The following is a 17344-nucleotide window of genomic DNA, read 5'->3' as shown; positions in this document are numbered from 1 at the left end:
CTGATGCAGGCGCATTCGCGCCCCGCATTTACTTTTCGTTTACTAACATTCATATGTCAGATTTGTAGCATTGACGCACTATGTGCATCTGCGACATCGCGTTCCGCCGGCCGAGGCGCGGCAAAATCGCTTCAATTTCAGCAGGAAAGCGTGCGATTAATTATGTTATTGTTTGTTATCAACGCGATATCGCGTCGATGCGAGCTGCGGCGGCCCGGCCAGAATGGCCCTAAAGCATGACGAGATTGGGCTGCCCTAGCGCTGGCCCTGGTTGGCAAACGGGCTAAGCAGACCCGGCGGCAGCTTGAAATTTGCCGGCTGCGCGCTCTTGTTGATCGTCAGGTTCTTGCTGGCGCCAGGGTGGACGTCGGAAGCCGGGGTCGGCCCACCTCGCGGAGGCGGGACCGGCATGGCGACCGGAACGGGCGGCGGCCCTGCAAGCACTGGCCCGCCCGGAACCGCGCCGGCCTTCATGTCGGGCGACGGGATGTCCAGCACGGTAATATCGAGGCCTCTTGCGAACTCCACCTGGCGCCGCTCGACCGCCCGAAGCGTCCATCCTTTGTGGTTTTCGCCTGCTTTCAGCCGGACCACGGACTTGCTGGCGGAATCAATGAACAGGCCGATCTTTTCGCTGCCGACGATGGTGCCGAGCAGAGAGAGCTGCGGCCTCTCGGGTTCGGCCGGCGGCGGCGGAGCTACCTGCACGGGCGCCGACACGACAACCGGTGCAGGCGCCGGCGGCCGTCGCGTGGGCGCAAACAGCGGCCGCTCGCGGCTGGCCGTCAGACGCCCGAGCGGGATAGCCCACAGCGGGTTGTCGCTGAGCGCGCGTTGTGCCGGTGGCGGCGCCGGCGACCGTTCGACAGTCGCGGGCGCCGGCACGACGGCGGGAGCTGGGGCCGGGCCGGCTGGCTTCGAGGCAAACAGATCATCGCGTGACTCGGCGGAGGGAGAATCCATCGAACCTGGCGCGCTGACGGCAAACGCCTGGACGCTTCCCCCGGCAAGGACGCCAGCGAGCAAAGCAATGTGGAGGCGCGTCGACATGGCACTGACCGTCCCTGATCGGACCCGAGCGATAACCGTCATGAATATCAATCATGTGACATTTGCGAGCAGGGAACCGATGCGCCAGGCCGGTCAGCGAGATCGCAGGCATGGAAGATCAATGTGCCCGCGCCCTATCGTCGGCCGCCATCACATCTACTGGCGGCACGATGTCGGATCAAAGCCGGGCGCGATTCAAAAAAATGCACCCGGCGCGAGCCGGGTGCAAAGTGTTGTCGATCGTCGATCAGGCTGAGACCTGATAGCGATCAGTAAGCGCCGACCTTGCCGGTGCAGCCGCTGGCGTTCAGACCGTTGGTCGGGTCGTTGAGGAGCGTGTAGATTTCGCCCTGCCACACCGCCGGAACCTGAGCGAAGCCGTTGTCGTTCATGATGGCGTTCGAGCCGCTGCCGTAGACGTAGTCGAGGAAGGTCTTGAACCAGATGAACGCGTTGTTGCTGTTCGCGTGCGTCTGATAGCACTGGTAGATTTCGAACCAGGAGAAGCCGGAGATCGGATACGAACCGGAAACCACCGGATTCGGATTGACACCCTGCAAGCTCCAGGTCAGCGGGTTCGCACGGCTGACGCTGTCGAACTGCGGGATGGCGGTCGCCATCGCCTTCTGCGCACCCTGGAAGGTCGGCGGCTGGAACTTGCCGGTCGCGCCGGTGATGTCCCACTGCGACTGGAGGTTGGCGGTCTTCAGGCCACCGGCCTTGACGGGCAGCCAGAAGTCCTGGGAGGCGTAGCCGATCGCACCGTTCGTCGAGGTGACGAGGGTGACGAGGGCGCCGCTGCCCGAGGCGTTGGCGAACGTGCCGGGGCTGGTCACGGCGTTGCCGCACTGGTCGGTCGGGAACTGATCCGGCCAGTTCAGCTGGTTCGCACCGCGCGCGAGCAGCGGAGTGGTGCAGGCCTGCGAACGATCGGTCCAGGGGAAAGCGTACGACACGACGGTCGCATCGCTTTCGCTGTTCGGTCCGAACTCATAACGGCACTGCTCAACCAGCGCGTTGGAGAGCAGGAAGGTGGTGCCGCTGCCGTCCTGACGATGCACGAAGGTGATGTTGCCGGTGCCGAGCGTGCCACCGTTGAGCGTGGTCAGGATCGCGTTGTTCCACTTGGTGATGTGGCCCGACGCGATGCCGCAGAACGCGTTACGCGACAGGTTGAGGCCGCTGCTGCCGCCAGCCGGGGTCGCCGGCAGAATGTTCAGGGTAGCGCCGGCACCATCCTTGCCGTTCAATCCAAACGCAACGGCGCCGATGACCGCCGGAATCTGGATGAGATTACCGAACTTCGACTGCGCGCTGCTGGCGCCGCCCGTGTTCCAGGCGGTCATGTCGGCGGCGTTGACGACGTCGTCGCTGCCGATGAACTGCACGCCATCATAGTCGGAGATGTTGTTGATGCCGAAGTTGCTGCTGGTGTAGGCGGGAGCGGAAGAGGAAGGCGTTCCGATCTGGGTCTTGTCGTTGGTGCGCAGCACGGTCTTGCCGTTGCCCGAACCGGTACCGGCATAGAGAATCGCGCCGCCGATGCCGCTGGTGTTGAAGCTACCGCAGCTCGCAGCCTTGGCCATCGGACCCGGCTTGCCGGGGCTGCCCTGCGCCTGGGTGTAGATGCAGTCCATCAACTGCCGATAGACAACCTGCGGGAACGTCGCGCCCGCACCAAACGCAACCGACTGCGCCTGAGCAGATTCGGAAGCAACGCCCATCGCAGCGAACGCAACCGATCCCAAGAGTAAAGTCTTCAAGTTTCGCATAACCTCAGTCTCCCTGTTTGGATACCCCAAGCCTGCTACGATCAGCAGCCGGGCCCCGGAGCGAGGCGGACGCTATCGGCGGTATGTGAGACTTTGATTGTTGTTTTGTGAATTATGATACTCATCTCATCTACAATGAGATCGATCTTCATGCCGACCTGACAACAAGCTCAGGATTTCACGAGCAGAAGCATGGAATTCTCGCCCTCGCCAAATGTTATCCACGCATCAAATGCCAATCGTAAAATATGTGGACGCCGTCGGATCGGATGCCTCTCACGCATCCTGAAGCTTGAAGCGCGAACATCCGACGATCATCTCTTGACGACGCGCTGCGAGCAAATGCCGGCGGTGACGCCGCCGGCGCGCTTTCACAGACCTGTCTTGTCGACATCACATCACCGTTAATGTCGCATCGTTAAAAAGCACCCCGGCAATCCGTCCGCGCCGCAAATGATGCCTCGTATCACAACAATATCGTTCGTCATCGTGTGAGTGCTGCGCGGATAAGACCAGCAAGCAAGAAGGATCTACGAAATGAACGCTCTGCCCGGTTTCCGCATGCCTTACCGTGCAATGACGGCACGCGCCGGCTTAGCTACCGTCTGGCTGGCCGTCATGCTCGGCGCCGGAGCACCGGCATTTGGCCAATCGCCGTCGGCCGATCCTGTTGTCGCCGTCGTCAACGGAAGCCCGATCCATGAGAGCGATCTGGAGCTGGCGGACGAAGTCATCGGCCGAAATCTGCTTGTTCAGGACCCCATCGAGAGGCGCGAAACCCTCCTGAAGATGGTGACCGACGCCGTGCTGCTCGCAAAGGTGGCGACCGATCGGCACATAGAAGACCCGGCCGATCTTCAGCGCCGCGCCATTTTCGCGCGCAATCAGGGCCTCACCAACCATCTTCTGACTGTCGTTGGTCAGCAGGCGGTGAGCGAGGAGGCCATGCGCAAGGCGTATCAGGAGGTCGTGCTCAATGGGGTGACAACCGAGCCCGAACTGCATCTGCGCCACCTTGTCTTCATGATCGCTCCGCCCGCGGACGATGCCGCGGTCAAGGCGGCCGAACAGAAAGCCAAGGCGGCGATGGATCGGATCAACAAGGGCGAGGACTTCACGGCCGTAGTCGCCGACGTGTCCGAGGACCCCGTCACCAAAGCAAGGGGCGGCGACTACGATTGGCGGCAGCGCGGCGAGATGGGCAAGGAATACGCCGACGTGGCGATCAAGCTGAAAAAGGGCGAGGTTTCGCAGCCGTTCAAGACTGCAGTTGGCTGGCATATCCTCAAGCTCGAGGATACGCGTCCACGTAAACCGGCCGACTACGACAAGATCCGTGATCGCCTGGCCGCGATGGTCGCCTCTGCAGCGCAGATCGAGCTCGTGGATAAAGTACGCGCCGAGGCGAAGATCGAGCGCATGGACCAGATTCATAAAGCAGACAAGGAAGGCGCCAAAGTCAGGTAGCGCCCCTGCCCTGCCTGCCAACCCCGCGATATCCCGGCAGTGAGTAAGCTATGGGCCTTGCCGTCATCATCCTGACGCACAACGAAGAGCGCCACATCTTGCGGGCTCTCGCCTCGGTTGCCAAGATTGCAACCGAGGTTTTTGTTGTCGACAGCTTCTCAAGCGATCGAACGGTCGAGCTGGCGCGCGCTCAAGGCGCGACCGTACTGCAGAACCGGTTCGTCAACTACGCGAAGCAGTTTCAGTGGGCGCTCGAGAATGCCCCGATCACCGCCTCGTGGATCATGCGGCTCGATGCCGACGAAATCATCGAAGCCGATCTCGGCGCCAGAATTCGCGATGAACTGCCGCGCCTGAGCAACGAGGTCGTCGGGATCAACCTCAAGCGCAAGCACATCTTCCTTGGCCGCTGGATTCGCCATGGTGGCCGCTACCCGCTCCTCCTCTTGCGGATCTGGCGGCGCGGCCACGGCCGTATCGAAGACCGCTGGATGGACGAGCACATGATTCTGTGGGGCGGCCAGACCGTTACATTCGATGGCGGGTTCGCCGATCACAATCTCAACGATCTGACGTTCTTCACCGACAAGCACAACAAATACGCCACACGCGAGGCAATCGACGTGATCAACGAGCGTCATCGCCTGTTCGGGCGCGATGTCGATCTGATATCGGAGGAAGGCTCGCGCCAGGCAGCCATCAAGCGCTGGATCAAGGAACGGCTGTACAACCGTATCCCTTATCAAATCAGCGCGCCGGCCTATTTCCTGTTTCGCCTGATTTTCCAGCTCGGTTTTCTCGACGGCAAGGAAGGCCTTGTCTATCACGGATTGCAGGGTCTCTGGTATCGCTTCCTTGTCGGCGCAAAGGTGGAAGAGCTGGAAGCCGCCATCTCTCATCTGAAAGATCCGGCGGAAATGCGCGCGGAGCTACGACGCCTGACCGGCCTCGTCATCGAGCTCTGATCAACATGCGCTCGAACGCCAGAATGATTTCAATGGGCCCGGTCCATGACGCGTAGTATCGCGACCATCGTGGCCCTGTTCCAGTTGCTTTGGATGGCGGAGGCAACCGCACAGTCCGCGATGTTCTGGTTCAACGATCCCGTCGGTCCGGACGAAACAGTGCTCGTCACCGGCGCCGAGCTCGACAAGGTTACATCTGTGACGGTTGCCAGAATTGGCGACGGCCCCTCCCGCGAGAGCGGACGGGATACCTCCGTTCCGATTCTGCAGGCCAATCCCCTCTCCCTTAAATTCACGATCCCGGAGCAGTTCACGCCCGGGATCTACCGATTCAGCCTGACCCACCCCCAGGGCACTCTCAGCGGCCGCATCAACCTGCCAACAATCTATTGGACGCAGGGAAACCTCGGCGACGAGGTCTCGCCTTCGGGCTGGCTCCAGGTGTTCGGTCGCAACATCGTTCGCCAGGCAAGCCGCGCACAATTGTTGCTGCTGCCCGATGCCGGGAATGCACCGACGAAAGCCGTCCTGACCAAAGGCGACCTGTGGCGCGGTGCGTTTCGCATCCCTGATCAGGTTTCACCCGGCCGCTACCGACTGCGCCTCTCCAACGGAGACGGCGGCGACGCCGAATGGGTCGATGTGGGCAGCGTCGTCGTGCGCTCTCCCGAGGCGAACGCTGTGCAATCCTTCGATGTACGGGCATATGGCGCTAACGGCGACGGCAGGTTTGATTGTACGCGCGCCGTCAAGGCCGCCATCGAAGCTGCGAGCCAGGCCGGAGGCGGGACCGTGTACTTCCCGCGCGGGCGCTATCTGATCTCGGACATGATCGTCATTCCCCCCCGCGTCAAGTTGCAGGGGGAACGCATCGATCTGGTCAACCTGGTCTGGCCTAGTCTGGCAACGCTTCCGGCCGCACTGATACAGGGAAGGTCGCAGTTCTCGGTCGAAGACCTGACAATCTACGCATCGAACCACCCGCACATCATCGCGGGGGGCTTTCAGTTCGGCGACGCCCCGATTCCTGACGCGGCCGATATCGCCATCCGACATGTTCGCATTCGCGGTTCGGCCTTCCGGGGTCTCATGGAGGCTGAAGCCACCCTGCAGCAAATGAACGACTTCCGCCGGATCTATCCCGATGGATCTCCCGACACCATTCGATTGAGCGGAAACAGGATCGAAGTATCCGATTGCGACATTCTCGGATCCGGACATTCGCTTCGCCTCTTCAAGGCAACCAACGCGATTGTGGCCCGCAATATCCTGACCAACGGCCGCTATGGCTCCTACTCGATCGTGGGATCGCGTCAGGTCGTCTTTGAAGGCAATACGGTGACTGCCGCTGACCTCCAGGGGACGGGCGGAGGAATATCGACGCTGTCAAAGTGGGTCAGCGCATCCGAGAACATCTTCGTCGGCGGCAATACGTTCAAGGCTATTTATGGCTGGGATCGGGAAGCCATGACGTCGGACGGGCCAGGCGGATTCTACTTCGGTCACGCGAACAGCGCTGGTCCGGATCGGTTGTCGCTGCTGGATGCAGCCAATCCGTATCCGGCCGGCACGGACTGGACCGGCGCCGCCGTCATGGTGGTCAACGGACGCGGTGCCGGCCAATACGCCAGGGTCAAAGCCTTCGAGAAAAAGCCGTCCGACTTGTCGGTGACGCTCGATCGACCGCTCGAGGTGGCGCTGGACTCGAATTCGGAGATCACCGTCACCCAGGCGCAGCAGAACTATCTGATCATCGATAATGACTTCGAGGACACGGGCGTCGCCGCGCAGACGTACGGGACGGCGCTTGGGCATGTCATCTCCGGCAATCGATCCAACAGAACCAGCGGTTTTGCCGTGTTCGGACTGTCCTACGACAGTTTCCAGCCCGGCTGGCGGATTCAGATCCTCGACAATCACATACTCGAGGGAAACGTCTACCGGGCCGGCCCCGAACGGAGCATTTTCTCCAATGAGGCTTCAATTCTCGTCCAGGCGAACCAGATCGCAAAGGCTCCAGGTCGACCGCCAATGGTGCAGGCGGTGATCGTTCGAGGCAATCGCCTCGATCAGGACGCTCACATCGAAATCAAAGGCTTTGCCGCGACCTCGCCCGGCGTCCGCGACGTGGTCGTCGAAGGAAACACCATGGGACCATCACGGGTAGGTCTGACGATTGATCGCGGCGTCGCGTGGTGGCTCGGCCGAAGGAACGTCGAAGAACGGCGTATCCAGAAATAGCGCTACGAGCTAACGCCCCCGCCTCGCGCTCCCTCTCGATCAGTCACGGGAATGATAAGTTCCGTTGTTAGTTAAACCTCTGCTCTGGCTGCGATCTCCCGCTGTGGCCGAACGGAATTCCTCTCCGGCAGCCGCTTCACAACCTGAAAGACTGTACCGATGACCGCAATTCTCGGCCTCAACCTCAACCATCCCGATGCCTCCGCGGCGCTCATCATCGATGGCAAGGTGGTCGCAGCTTCGGCCGAGGAGCGCTTCGGCAAACGCATCAAGCATGACCCGTCCTTCCCGCTGCAGGCGATCCAATCGGTTCTTGCCATGGGCGGCATATCGTCGAAGGATCTGGATTTCATCGCGGTCGCGCGCGATCCGTCGCAGAATCGCGCGGCCCAGGTCTCGTATGTCTTGCGCAATCCGCTTTCGGGCGGCAAAGCGGCGCTCGAGCATATCCGGCGGGCCAAGGACGAGCTGAGCATCAGCGAGCAGGTCGCCGAGGCGTCCGGGCAGGCCCCGGACATGGTCAAGGCCAAAGTCGTCAACGTGGAGCATCATCTGTCCCACATTGCGAGCTCCTACTACTGCTCGCCGTTCGACGGGCTGACGGCCGGTTTCTCCTATGACGGCAGCGGCGATTTCACCAGCGCGATGGCGGCGCGCTGCGAGGGTACACGGATCGACGTGCTCGACCGCGTCAACCTGCCGAACAGCCTGGGCTTCTTCTACACGGCATGCTGTCAGTTCATCGGCTTCGCCGAATATGGCGAAGAGTACAAGGTCATGGGGCTCGCGCCATACGGCGTCGACAGCTTTGCGGACACGATGCGAGAACTCGTCCAAACGCGGCCCGATGGCTGGTTCAAGCTCGCCGAGGGCTTCTTTGGCATGCACCGCGGCGGCGAAAGCGGAAAGATGGACGAGCGAAATCACGTGGAAATGCTGCGCTTGTTCACCGACAAATGGATCGAGAAATTCGGTTCACCGCGCCAGCGCGGCGAGGAGCTGACGCAACGGGACAAGGACATCGCCCGCTCCTGTCAGGTCCGCTTCGAGGAAGTGGCGGTGCATTGCTTCAACAACCTGCACAATCTGGTCCCGAGCAAGCAGGTCGTTTATGCCGGAGGTTGCGCACTCAACGGCGTCATGAACGCGCGCCTGTTGCGCGACACGCCTTTCCAGCAGGCATATATGCAGCCGGCCTCATCGGATGACGGCCTGTGTCTCGGTGCGGGCCTGTGGACATGGCACAATGTCGCGGGCGGACGAGAACGATTCCATATGACGCATTCCTATTGGGGGCCGGCTCACTCGGATGAGACGATGCGGCGCGCAGCAGAATCGGCCAAAACTCCCATGCGCGAACTATCGCCCGGCAACGTTCCGAAGGCGGTCGCATCCCTGTTGCACGCCGGGCTGGTGGTTGGCTGGTACCAGGGGCGATCCGAATGGGGCCCGCGCGCTCTCGGCAATCGCTCCATTCTCGCCGACCCGACCCGCGCCAACATGAAGGATGTGATCAACGCCAAGATCAAGCGAAGGGAGGGCTTCCGCCCGTTTGCTCCGACCATCTTGCAGCCGGCGGTATCGACCTATTTTGAACAGGATGTGTTCAGTCCCTTCATGATGCATGTCGTCAAGCTTCGCCCGGAATGGCGCGAGAGACTTCCCGCCATCACCCATGTCGATGGCACCGGACGGCTGCAAAGCATCGCGCGGGACACCAATCCGCTCTACTACGACTTGATCCACAGCTTCGGCGAACTGTCCGGGATACCGATCGTGCTCAATACCAGCTTCAATGAGAACGAACCGATCGTCGACACACCCGAACAGGCCATGAGCTGCTTCCTTCGCACCGGCCTCGACGCCATCTGCCTTGGCAGGTACCTGGTGGTGAAAGGCGAGCATGCCAAGCTGTTGTCGGACGCGTAGGCCGCTGACGCCGTGAATTGGGGCGGTTGCGACGCCCCCTTTTCGTTGTTCGGGTCAGGATACTCACGCCCAACCTTCGCGGCCGGGCGTCGGCCGCGGTCAGAACTGGAAGTAGATGAATTCGGCATGTCCAAAAATGCCGAACAGCACGATGTAATACGCCAGCGCGACACCAGCAGCCGTTGGCAGCCAGCGCACCTCCCACAGTTCACGAAGGCGCTGCGGCCGAAACGACAGGTGGAAGTCGATCACGAACAGAAGTGCGAGCGAGACCGCGAGCATCACCAGTTCGCCGCTCGCGAGATCCAGCATCTTCAGCGTGAAATAGGAGATGGGACCGAAGTCGCCCAGGCTCCGCAGGGCGACGATCGCATTGGCGACGCTCGTCGACCGGAAGAAGACCCATCCCACGAGCACGACGGCTAGCATCCAGGCCCAACCGAGCAGTTGACGAGCCGGCTCGCCGAGCCATGCTTCCGGCTTCGCAAGCCTGATAAAGGCTCGTTCGACAACCAGGCAGACCCCATGCAGCGTGCCCCAAGCGACGAAGTTCCACGCTGCACCGTGCCAGATACCACTGACCGCGAATACGATGATGAGATTGCGCGCGGTGGAGCCTTCGCTGCCGCGGCTCCCCCCGAGCGGAATGAACAGATAATCGCGGAACCAGGTCGACAGGGAGATATGCCAACGGCGCCAGAACTCGTTCAGGCTGGTGGCGAAATAAGGTTGCCCGAAATTGATCATGAGATCGAAGCCCATGATGCGTGCCACGCCACGCGCAATGTCCGAGTACCCCGAAAAATCGCAATAGATCTGGAGGGCGAAGAGCACCGCCGCGAGCAGTTGATAACTGCCGGAATACTGCGCCGGATTGGCGTAGATCCCGTTCACCACCGACGCGACCACGTCGGCGATGCACATCTTCTTGAACAGGCCATAGCCGACGAGCAACAGGCCGGCGGTGACATTTTTGTAGGAAAGCCGATGCGTGATCCGGAACTGCGGCAGCATGTGCGCCGCGCGCTCGATCGGACCGGCGATCAGTTGCGGAAAGAAGCTCACATATTGGGCGTAGGTGATAAAGTCGCGCTCAGCGGCAACCCGGCGATTGTACACGTCGAGCGTATAGCCGACCGACTGAAACGTGTAGAACGATATGCCCAGCGGGAGCACCAGACCAAGGGCATAGTCCGGCACCACATACCCGAACAGCCCGACCACGCCGAGCACGTTCGAAATCAGGAAGTCCAGATATTTGACCGTTCCGAGCACGCCCAGGTTGATCGACAGCGCGATGATCAGCGCCGCCTTGCGTCCGCCATCGGTCCGAGCCCGCGCCATCATGAGTGCGGTCGTGTAATCCACGATCGTCGTCAATCCGAGCAAGAGTCCAAAGGAAGGGCGCCAGCTCATGTAGAATATGTAGCTGGCGATCAGCAGCACCAGCGGCTGGGTCCGCCCCGGCAACGAGAAGAACACCACCAGGAACGTTACGAAGAACGCTAGAAATTCGAAAGAATTGAAGAGCATCAGTCGAATGCTCCGGTGGCCTTCAGCAATTTGGCCAGATCGGCCGTGTAGGCGCGCGCCCCAGCCGGATTCATGTGCTGCGGATCGGCAAAGAGCGCTGGCGGATACATGAAATAGTCCGGCCCAAACACCCGAATGAGGGGCCGATCCGAGATCATCATCGACCTGGCGTCGTCAGCGGCTGGCAGCGGAGCAGCCTCGCCAGCGCGGAAGAAGCCCGGAACAATCATGATCTGGAAGCCATACTGGCTCGCCAGCCGTTCGAGGTGATTACGAGCGTGAGACTTTTCAGGGATCATCCGTAACTCAATACGTGTGGGATGATCGGTCGGCAGGGCGTAGTCATCCGGAAGGCGATCGCCCGGGTAATGGCTCTGCGACTTGATGAAGTACCAGCCCCGGTCGCGGAGCATTGCAGCGCGCTGGATCTCCACATCGCGGCGCGCGTCGGACAGTCGATCCAGATTCTGAAAAGCGAACAGCGCTGCTTCACGGGGCAAATTACGAAAAGGAAACAGCGTGCTTGCCAACAAATTATCGTTGCGCAGGATATCAGCAAAATTATCGGATGCGCCCTTGTCGTCCCAAGGGATCGTCAATAGCACGTGCGTGGGAACGTTGCCGGCTTCCAACGCGGCTTCAAGAATCGGTAGAAAGTGAACTTCGCCGGGCAGCCCAAGGTTATACGATCGGAAGCCGGATCCGACGGCCGCATCCAGGTCGGATGGACGCAACGCCGAGAGAAGCTTGCTGTTGCCGAAGACCATTACCCGATTGCGGTCCTGCGGACCGAACATCCGGCCCTTCACAAGGGTATCCAATTTTGCGTACGCAATGACGACCGAGCCCGGCCTGATAAAGGGCAGCATGGCGTAGGCGGTGTACAGCGAGAGCCAGACCGCGCCGAACAACAGCCCGAAGACGACGACGGATTTGAGCCACGGCGCGGCGATCGCGGCCGGCTCTTCTGCATTCACGGCCGATGCGGCCTCCGGAGATGGCAGAGGCGAGCCGACCGTGGCTGTAGCTCGTTCCGATATCTCTGAGCCCAGTGAAATCCGGTCAGAGAGTTGGCGCCGGCGAGGCTTGTACATATCCGACGGAACTCACGGGACAGAGCATTGGGATGATCGGGTGCCGGCGGTGGTGACGGGCCGTTCGCCGTGCCCGAACTGCAAGCGCGCGTGCGCCGGCGTGGTGCGTTCGGGAGCGGAGAACATGCAGCCCTGTTATCATTCTGTTATGTTTCAGCCGAGGTCCTATCAAACGAACATTACAGTTTGACGATATCGAGATCGCAGCACTCGATACGTGCAGCGCATTGCCGAAGACGGTAACATTGAGTAGATAAACCGGCCGCTGGTCCGGGCTTCCCCGTCACATTGCGCGAGGGCCTGCGCAGGGAGGACGATTCAAGGCGCCGTAACGCACCGTCGCACAATTATCATCGTGCATGACAACGTCCCTCGCTGACCGAAAGCTGAACCATGTGTGGAATTGCTGGCGCCTTCGCATACCGTGCCGAGGCGGCCCCCATCGACAAAGCCGAGCTGCTGCGCGTGCGTGACGCGATGCTCGCGCGCGGTCCGGACGGCGCCGGCCTGTGGATGGCCGCCGACGGGCGCGTCGGCTTCGGACATCGCCGCCTGGCCATCATCGATCTGAGCGAGGGCGGCGCGCAGCCCATGCTTGACCCCGAAACCGGCAATTGGATCTGCTTCAACGGCGAGATCTACAATCACCAGCAGTTGCGCGCCCGGTTGCACCACGACGGCGTTGCGACGCGAACTCAATCGGACACCGAAGTGTTGCTCAAGCTCTACGCCCAGCGCGGCGAAGAGATGTTCTCCGACCTTCGCGGCATGTATGCCTTCGCACTCTGGGACGCGAGTCGGCGCGAGTTGCTGCTGGCCCGGGACCCGTTCGGCATCAAGCCTCTGTACGTGGCCGACGACGGCGCCACCGTTCGCTTCGCGTCCCAGGTCAAGCCGTTGCTGCAAGCCCCGGTGGACCGGAGGCCCGAACCGGCGGGCCACGCCGGCTTCCTGCTGTGGGGGTCAGTACCCGAGCCATACACCCTGTACCGCGGCATCCGCGCGTTGCCGCCTGGGCACTGGCAGCGCTTCAGCGCCGCGGGCGCCGGACGTCCGGTCCGGTTTGCAAGCATCGTGGATGCGTTGGGTCGCCTGCCCACGGCCTCCGGCGCTCGCACCGACGACGCGCTCGATCAGATCGCCGCAGCGGTCAGGGACAGCGTCGCCGCGCACATGGTGGCGGACGTGCCTGTTGGCGTCTTCCTTTCGGCGGGGTTGGATTCAACCATGCTCGCGGCCTGTGCGGCGAGCGCCGGCGAGTTGCGCACGCTGACCCTGGGCTTCAACGAGTATGCCGACGGCCCCAACGACGAGGCCGGACTGGCCGACGAGGTCGCCGGCCTGCTCCACGCAAAACATGCGCTGCATCGGATTTCAGCCCGCGACTTCGAGTGCGACCGGCAGCACCTGATCGACGCGATGGATCAACCCTCGATCGACGGCATCAACGTCTGGTTCGTCTCCAAGGCCGCGGCCGCGCAAGGCCTGAAAGTTGCGATCTCGGGGCTCGGCGGCGACGAGCTGTTCGGCTCTTACCCGAGCTTCCGGCAGGTACCGCGCCTGGTGAGCCTGATGCGGCGCGCACCGGTCGGCGAACGAACCGGGCTACTGCTGCGGCATCTGGCCCAACCTTTCGCCTCCGCACTGCCGTCGCCCAAATATGCGGGACTCGTCGAATACGGCCACAGCCTGTCGGGGGCATATCTGTTGCGGCGAGCACTCCACATGCCGTGGGAGCTCGCGCAGCTGATGGACCCGGCCATGGCCAGAGATGGCCTGGAGGAGCTCGCGACTATGAACCGCCTCGATGCCAGTACCGAGGGCCTGGAGAGCGACCGGCTGGCGGTCTCCGCTCTCGAGATGCAGTGGTACATGCGCAACCAGTTGCTGCGCGACGCCGACTGGGCGGGTATGGCGCATTCGCTCGAGATACGCGTGCCCCTGGTCGATCTGCAACTGCTGCAACACTTCGTGGAGCTTCCGGATTTCGACGCGAACAGCGAAAAGCGCACCATCGTCAGGCGCGTCGCGCCCGAATTGCCGGAAGGCGTGCTGAACCGGCCCAAGACCGGCTTTGCGGTGCCGATCCATCAATGGCTCAATCCGGGCGCGAGCAGCGGCGTCACGCGGCATCGCGACTGGGCGATGACGCTGTATCGACATTTTGCCGCAGCCTGAGGAGGCACCAGTGAGGCTGCTTCACGTCATTTCCTCCGCCGATCCCAGCAATGGCGGGCCCATCGAGGGCGTGCGCCAGCGTGGCTTGCGACTGTTGGAGATGGGTCACCAGGTCGAAGTAGCGTGTCTGGATGATCCCAGGGCGCCTCATCTGGAATCCTTTCCGTTACCCGTGCATGCACTCGGGCCGCCGCGTGGCGGCTATCATTTCTCGACGTCGCTCCAGCCATGGTTGCGCGCCCACGCCGGCGGTTATGACGCAGTCATTGTGAACGGTATCTGGCAGTACCACAGCTTTGCCGTTTGGCAGGTCATGCGCGAGCTGAGGCAGCCCTACGTCGTGTTCACGCACGGCATGCTTGATCCGTGGTTCAAGCAGAACTATCCGCTCAAACATCTGAAGAAGTGCCTCTACTGGCCCTGGGCCGAATACCGGGTTCTGCGCGACGCTGCGGCTGTGCTGTTCACGAGCGAGGATGAGCGGTTGCTTGCGCGCCGCTCGTTTTGGCCCTACCGGGCGCAGGAGGTCGTGGTGTCCTACGGCACGCGATTGCCGCCGCAGGACGCGCCCCCGCTACGAGAGGCTTTCCTTGCCGCCCATCCCGAGTTGCGCGGCAAGCGGGTCTTGCTCTTTCTCGGGCGGCTGCACGCCAAGAAGGGCTGCGATCTGCTTGTCGAGGCATTCGCCCACGTGGCGGCCGAGGAGCCTCGCCTGCATCTGCTGATGGCCGGGCCGGACCAGACCGGCTGGGTCGGTCAGCTCAAGGCCCGGACCCGCGCCTTGGGCGTGGCCGATCGCATCTCATGGCCCGGCATGTTGCAGGGCGACGCCAAATGGGGCGCGTTCCACAGCAGCGAGGCCTTCGTGCTGCCCTCCCATCAAGAGAACTTCGGCATCTCGGTCGCCGAGGCCCTGGGTTGCGGCCTGTCCGTGCTGATTTCCGACAAGGTCAATATATGGCGCGAGGTTCAAGCGGCCGGCGCAGGTCTTGTCGCCGAAGATTCGCTGGCGGGCACACTCAAGAACCTGCGCGCATGGCTGGCCATGTCTCCGGAAGACCGGGCAGCCATGGGCCGACGAACCCACGATCTGTTCGCGGATCGGTTCAGTGTTGACCGGATGGCGACGGCATTGATCGATGTCGTGCGTGCGGTGCAGGCCTCTCCGCGCTCGTGACGAGAGAACCCGGTATCTGGTGCGGTTCAGGCGGCCGGATCGACGTCTGAAGTTGCCGATGACCCGCCCTGGCATGTCGCGATCTTTCGTCATCTGGAACGCGTGATCCAGATTGCCGAAACGCCGTAGCCGGCAGTGACGGTGCCGCCTCGCAACACCTGCGACGCCCGACTTCGCCGCCGCGATCCGCGCCCCGGCCCGATCTGGATTTGCCGCCCGCGCTGAGCCAGGCTTCCGATCGCCGTGTGTTGCACCGATCGATCCAATTCCCGGGATTGCCGCGCCACGCCGCCCCCTGTTACTTGTCGTATCGTTATTACGATAACGTCACACAAGAAATGATATCAGACATAACAATACGCAGGAGGATGCTCGCTGAGATCGATCCTATCCAGGATCATCTCGGACTCGGCTTCACCCCCAAGACACGCTCCGGCCTGCAGGCGCCACGACCGAACCCGTAACCGGCTCGGCGGGCTGGGATTTGTCGCGGCCGGTCGAAGCCTTTCGCTTGGACCGAAAATGAGGACGGTCATGCGGGTGTTGGTGATAGGGATAAATTATGCTCCCGATCTGATCGGCGTGGCGAAATACAACACCGAATTCTGCGAGAGTCTCGCCAGTTGGGGACACGAGGTTCGCGTCGTCACGGCCCCGCCCTATTACCCCGACTGGAGCATCCCACCGGGATATCGTTCGAGATGGTATCGCCATCAACGTCTGAACGATGTGGACGTCATTCGGGCGCCGATCTACGTGCCAAGCCGGCCCTCGGGTCTCAAGCGACTGCTTCACCACACCTCCTTCATGCTTTCGGCAGCCGTCCCCGTTCTGTCGAGCGCGCTCTGGTGGCGTCCCGATATCGTCTTCGTGGTGGCACCATCCCTGCTTTCCGCACCCATGGCGGCATTGGCCGCCAGGATGACCGGCGCATCCTCCTGGGTTCATGTTCAGGACCTCGAAGTCGACGCAGCGTTCGAGGTCGGGCTGCTCCGCAGCGGCGTCACGCGCAAGCTGATGCGTACGGTCGAACGGTGGATACTGCGTTCATTCGACCGTGTTTCGACCATCTCGATACAGATGGTACGCCGCCTCGAGCACAAGGGCATCGTGCCTGCCAGATTGCGTGAGTTCCGGAACTGGATCGATACCAGCATCGTCGTGCCGGGAAGCAATCAAACGCAGCTCCGCTCGGAGCTGCAGCTGGCGCCGACCGATATCGTGGCGCTCTACTCGGGAGCCATGTCGAACAAGCAGGGACTGGAGCTGATCATCGAAGCCGCCACAGCATTGAAGGACAGCCAGCCCTCGGTAAAGTTCGTTCTCTGCGGAAATGGCCCAGTCAAACCGGCATTGGTGCAAATGGCTGCCGGTCTGCACAACGTCCGCTTCCTTGATCTCCAGCCGCTCGATCGGGTCTCGGAGTTGCTCAGCACCGCCGACATTCAGCTCTTGCCGCAGAAGGCCGAGATATCCGACCTGGTTCTGCCGTCCAAGCTGGCCGGCATGCTCGCATCTGGCCGACCGCTCATCGCGATGACCGAGCCTGGTACGGGCATTGCGTCGGAGGCCGAAGGTGCCGGCCTCGTCATCGCTCCGGGCGACGCTGGCGCGCTTGCCGCGGCTGTCACGACGCTGGCCAAAGACGAGGCACTGCGGGATCGCCTCGGTGCCGTCGCGCGCGCACGCGCCGAACAGAAATGGGATCGCATCTCGATCATCCGTTCGCTCGAACACGAATTCATGTCCCTTCCGCAACGGACCGCCACACCTGCTCCGCGCACCGCGCCATTGGCGACGCCGGTTCGCTCGATCGAACATGTCACGACGGGCAGCCGCCGCCGGCCAGAGACGTCAGGGTGGCCGCCCTCAAGAGAGCCCTTGCGTCCGCGCGCCAGGGGCGTCGGCTCTGAGCATTAGCAAGACTGGACGGGGATC

Annotated in this window: 11 protein-coding genes; 7 read left to right on the top strand and 4 right to left on the bottom strand. The window is 62.0% G+C overall.

The window, feature by feature from the left end; translation table 11 throughout:
• Positions 1-255: 255 nt before the first annotated feature.
• Both IVB46_RS35880 and IVB46_RS35875 read right to left on the bottom strand, forming a co-directional pair.
• A complete protein-coding gene (locus IVB46_RS35880) occupies positions 256-1050 on the bottom strand; it encodes a hypothetical protein (RefSeq protein ID WP_247344636.1) in 795 nt (264 codons plus the stop codon).
• A gap of 269 nt (positions 1051-1319) precedes the next feature.
• The gene (locus IVB46_RS35875) at positions 1320-2822 is read right to left on the bottom strand and encodes a substrate-binding domain-containing protein (protein ID WP_071915583.1); all 1503 of its coding nucleotides are present in this window, start codon (positions 2820-2822) and stop codon (positions 1320-1322) included.
• Between the two features lie 537 nt (positions 2823-3359).
• Between IVB46_RS35875 and IVB46_RS35870 the strand changes: the two genes are divergently transcribed.
• The 4 genes from IVB46_RS35870 to IVB46_RS35855 all read left to right on the top strand — a co-directional run bounded on the left by IVB46_RS35870 (position 3360) and on the right by IVB46_RS35855 (position 9424).
• Positions 3360-4289 carry a peptidylprolyl isomerase gene (locus tag IVB46_RS35870; protein ID WP_247308506.1) on the top strand — a complete coding sequence of 310 codons (930 nt, stop codon included), beginning with the start codon at positions 3360-3362 and terminating at the stop codon, positions 4287-4289.
• A 50-nt stretch (positions 4290-4339) separates the two neighbouring features.
• Complete coding sequence (locus tag IVB46_RS35865) at positions 4340-5254, top strand: glycosyltransferase family 2 protein (protein WP_085402769.1); 915 nt, start codon at positions 4340-4342, stop codon at positions 5252-5254.
• 45 nt (positions 5255-5299) lie between these two features.
• On the top strand, positions 5300-7495 hold the full coding sequence (locus tag IVB46_RS35860; RefSeq protein WP_247308504.1) for a glycoside hydrolase family 55 protein: 2196 nt from the start codon (positions 5300-5302) through the stop codon (positions 7493-7495).
• Between the two features lie 159 nt (positions 7496-7654).
• Positions 7655-9424 carry a carbamoyltransferase C-terminal domain-containing protein gene (locus IVB46_RS35855; protein ID WP_247308502.1) on the top strand — a complete coding sequence of 590 codons (1770 nt, stop codon included), beginning with the start codon at positions 7655-7657 and terminating at the stop codon, positions 9422-9424.
• A gap of 99 nt (positions 9425-9523) precedes the next feature.
• Here the strand turns inward: IVB46_RS35855 and IVB46_RS35850 are convergent, their stop codons facing one another.
• A complete protein-coding gene (locus IVB46_RS35850; protein WP_247308499.1) occupies positions 9524-10909 on the bottom strand; it encodes an MBOAT family O-acyltransferase in 1386 nt (461 codons plus the stop codon).
• 47 nt (positions 10910-10956) lie between these two features.
• On the bottom strand, positions 10957-11934 hold the full coding sequence (locus IVB46_RS35845) for a hypothetical protein (protein WP_247308498.1): 978 nt from the start codon (positions 11932-11934) through the stop codon (positions 10957-10959).
• 510 nt (positions 11935-12444) lie between these two features.
• Here IVB46_RS35845 and asnB point away from each other — a divergent pair.
• The 3 genes from asnB to IVB46_RS35830 all read left to right on the top strand — a co-directional run bounded on the left by asnB (position 12445) and on the right by IVB46_RS35830 (position 17326).
• Entirely contained in the window at positions 12445-14229 is a 1785-nt protein-coding gene (gene asnB / locus IVB46_RS35840; RefSeq protein ID WP_247308496.1) for an asparagine synthase (glutamine-hydrolyzing), read from the top strand.
• A 10-nt stretch (positions 14230-14239) separates the two neighbouring features.
• Positions 14240-15406, top strand: coding sequence for a glycosyltransferase (locus tag IVB46_RS35835; RefSeq protein WP_346016152.1), 1167 nt, complete (start codon positions 14240-14242; stop codon positions 15404-15406).
• Positions 15407-15940: 534 nt separating this feature from the next.
• A complete protein-coding gene (locus tag IVB46_RS35830; RefSeq protein WP_247344633.1) occupies positions 15941-17326 on the top strand; it encodes a WcaI family glycosyltransferase in 1386 nt (461 codons plus the stop codon).
• The last annotated feature ends 18 nt before the right edge of the window (positions 17327-17344 follow it).

Source organism: Bradyrhizobium sp. 61 (assembly GCF_023073075.1).
Lineage (GTDB): Bacteria > Pseudomonadota > Alphaproteobacteria > Rhizobiales > Xanthobacteraceae > Bradyrhizobium > Bradyrhizobium barranii.
Note: the sequence above shows the minus strand (reverse complement) of the source record. Positions and strands in the feature narration are given on the sequence as shown.

Excerpts from the sequence above, each read along its gene's own strand:
- IVB46_RS35880 (WP_247344636.1), bottom strand. The coding sequence starts at position 1,050 with ATGTCGACGCGCCTCCACATTGCTTTGCTCGCTGGCGTCCTTGCCGGG.
- IVB46_RS35875 (WP_071915583.1), bottom strand. The coding sequence starts at position 2,822 with ATGCGAAACTTGAAGACTTTACTCTTGGGATCGGTTGCGTTCGCTGCG.
- IVB46_RS35870 (WP_247308506.1), top strand. The coding sequence starts at position 3,360 with ATGAACGCTCTGCCCGGTTTCCGCATGCCTTACCGTGCAATGACGGCA.
- IVB46_RS35865 (WP_085402769.1), top strand. The coding sequence starts at position 4,340 with ATGGGCCTTGCCGTCATCATCCTGACGCACAACGAAGAGCGCCACATC.
- IVB46_RS35860 (WP_247308504.1), top strand. The coding sequence starts at position 5,300 with ATGACGCGTAGTATCGCGACCATCGTGGCCCTGTTCCAGTTGCTTTGG.
- IVB46_RS35855 (WP_247308502.1), top strand. The coding sequence starts at position 7,655 with ATGACCGCAATTCTCGGCCTCAACCTCAACCATCCCGATGCCTCCGCG.
- asnB (WP_247308496.1), top strand. The coding sequence starts at position 12,445 with ATGTGTGGAATTGCTGGCGCCTTCGCATACCGTGCCGAGGCGGCCCCC.
- IVB46_RS35830 (WP_247344633.1), top strand. The coding sequence starts at position 15,941 with ATGCGGGTGTTGGTGATAGGGATAAATTATGCTCCCGATCTGATCGGC.